The sequence below is a fragment of the Streptomyces sp. NPDC002911 genome (assembly GCF_053591835.1).
Genome location: NZ_JBSFUO010000081.1, coordinates 1 through 2377, shown reverse-complemented (window position 1 = coordinate 2377; position 2377 = coordinate 1). Strand labels below are relative to the sequence as shown.

Genomic DNA, 2377 nt, shown 5'->3' with positions numbered 1-2377 from the left:
GAACCCCTAGACAAGGTCCATCGTCCCAGCTCAGGAAGGCACTTTTGCGTTTCTACTCAACCTCACCCGCACCCCAACCGAAACGGCGAGGCTAGTGGGAGGAACAATGGTCCGGAGGAACGCCGGTTTGGCTAACCGGCGTTTCCCGGCTATGTTGCGCCGCGATCAGCGGAACGGGTTCTGAGTTCCGCAGTCCGCCTCGGTGGCCGCGTCGAGGAGTTCGAGCAGGTCAGGGCCGTCGGCTTCGCGCTGGTCGATCCACCATCCGGCACGGGCGATGGCGCGGGCCTTCTCGTCCAGTTCCGCCCAGTCCGCCTCGTCCCAATCTCCCTCTACGACCAGCGCGGTGTGTGCCGCTGTCATCAGCTGGTGGCGGGAGCGCTCACCCCAGTCCAGGGCCTTCTCCGGGCCTTCCAGCTGCGGCATGTCGAACTGCTTCGACCATGCGAGGGCGGCCTCCTGCTCGGCGGCGCGTTTGGCCGCGAGCCACTCTTCCTTCGACTTGGTGTCGGCGTCGCGCGCCGCCTTCCAGCAGTCGGTGCTTATCTGCACTTCAGCCGGACGAGCGGCAGCAGTGCCATGAGTACAAGAGGAGGTAATCCGTCGACCAGCGGGCGGGGCAGTGGCAGCATGACGTCATGAACGACGAGCACCAGTCGGACGAGGGCTCCGACGATGAGGACCTGGACAAGGCGCTTGAGCACTTCCGGGGTTCTATGGACCAACTCATCGAGTGGCAGCAGAACTGGGCGAGGAGCATGTTCCCGCCAATCAACAGGATGCTGCAGGAGTCGGCCGCGTTCAGGCTGAACCTGACCAAGAACTTCCCAACGATTGTGCCGCCGTTGGTTTCCCAGGTAACGCAGCTTCAGAAGCAGTTGCAGGGGATGTATGCCTTCCATAGTTCTCTACGCACGCTGATTGAGTCGGTCAATCGCTCGTATGCTCCGCAGTGGGAGCGCATCTTTGAGTCGATCAGAGACTTCCAGTCGCGCATCTTCCCCGAAAACTGGGAGGGTGTAAGCCGTCCGGGCATTGATGGGTTCGAGTCCCTTTTGATTGATGAGGGCATCGCCTTGATGTGGGTTCCTGGCCCGAAGGTCATTCAGGCTCTCTTGGATGCCTCCACCGCCGCAGAGCGGCGGCGCATCATCAGTCGTCGTTGGAAGGGCATAGTCACTGAATGCGAGACGGTGCTGAGTGACGTAACTCACCCCGCATTGCAGGACTCCAAGAAGTTCGGGATCGATTGCGTGCGGGCCCTCCAGGAGGGGCACACGGCGCCTGCTCAGGCCCTTGCCGGAAACCTTCTCGACAGTGTCTTGCGCAGCAACTTCGATGATGCGGCTCGGCTTGAGGTGACGCGTAATAACTTCAAGAAGAACGGTGTTCGTTTCAACCTGGACGATTACAAGATCCGGGCGGCTTTCACTTTCGCACCAGTGTGGTGCGCGCACGCGAAGTACAAGACAGAAGACGGCGACCCGATCCCGCGCACCTTTGGAAGGCACCCGACCACGCATGCCGTCTCGCGCGCCCAGTACAGCCGGATCAACGCGGTGATGGGGCTCATGCTGGTCACGTCAGTCATTAAGTTCTTCGACACGGAGATGGAGTAGTCGCCCATCAAGCCCGTGGCGATCGTGATTATGGTCCGCGCGATCATCACTTTCCACCTTGATCCGGCGGCAGGTTCGAGGGCAATGACGGCTCGGATAGCGGCGGCCTCACTACATCCAATTCCTCAGCTCGCACGCCACGCGTCTCTGATGGACATCGCCTCGGAGCTGCCCGCCGTCGTCATCAGCCGACTGCTTGGATTCCACCAGTCCACTGGAGATAACTGGACCCGTGAAAGCCAAGGCTTCGGTGCCGACTACGCCGCAGAAGTTGGCCGCCGACTACAGCAAAGATCGTCGACATGACTGCCACCACACCAAGGTGCTGGCTGTTCATTCGAGTGAGAGAGGAACCCCTTGAGTAGATTGCTGGATGCATATGAAACAGTGGTCAGTCCAAGTTACCGCCTTCTCGGATTGGTTGATACCTCGGTCGACCCGTATGGGCTAGACCCGGATGATGGACACTGGTTGCTATCCGTCCCCGGCCTGGTTTACCTGCAGGTGCCATCTCAGGTAATTGAGGCGGTTGTGCGGTTGGAAAATTGGTCCAACCTACCTCCGGACGCGGATGCCCGTTGGTTCGGTCGAGAGGAGGTGGAGGTGGACCTTCCCGGAGGCGAGCTTGGGATTCATACCATTGATGGCGGGGTGCAACAGGTTCCTAACCTCGCCGTTTCACTTGGGTACGCCTGGCTTGGGGGGGGAAACGCGAAAGTGCCTTCCTGACCTGGGACGATGAACCTTGCTGAGGGGTT

At 60.4% G+C, this 2377-nt stretch carries 3 protein-coding genes; 2 read left to right on the top strand and 1 reads right to left on the bottom strand.

Annotated features, from left to right (window positions below):
* Positions 1–165: 165 nt before the first annotated feature.
* Positions 166–600, bottom strand: coding sequence for a hypothetical protein (locus ACWD04_RS33895; protein ID WP_451137567.1), 435 nt, complete (start codon positions 598–600; stop codon positions 166–168).
* A 38-nt stretch (positions 601–638) separates the two neighbouring features.
* Between ACWD04_RS33895 and ACWD04_RS33890 the strand changes: the two genes are divergently transcribed.
* Positions 639–1619 (top strand): hypothetical protein, encoded by a 981-nt coding sequence (locus tag ACWD04_RS33890; protein ID WP_451137566.1) that lies wholly within the window; start codon positions 639–641, stop codon positions 1617–1619.
* A 15-nt stretch (positions 1620–1634) separates the two neighbouring features.
* A complete protein-coding gene (locus tag ACWD04_RS33885) occupies positions 1635–1925 on the top strand; it encodes a hypothetical protein (protein ID WP_451137565.1) in 291 nt (96 codons plus the stop codon).
* Positions 1926–2377: the final 452 nt, after the last annotated feature.

Bases quoted from the DNA above. Each gene is read 5' to 3' on its own strand.
- ACWD04_RS33890 (WP_451137566.1), top strand. From the start codon at position 639: ATGAACGACGAGCACCAGTCGGACGAGGGCTCCGACGATGAGGACCTG.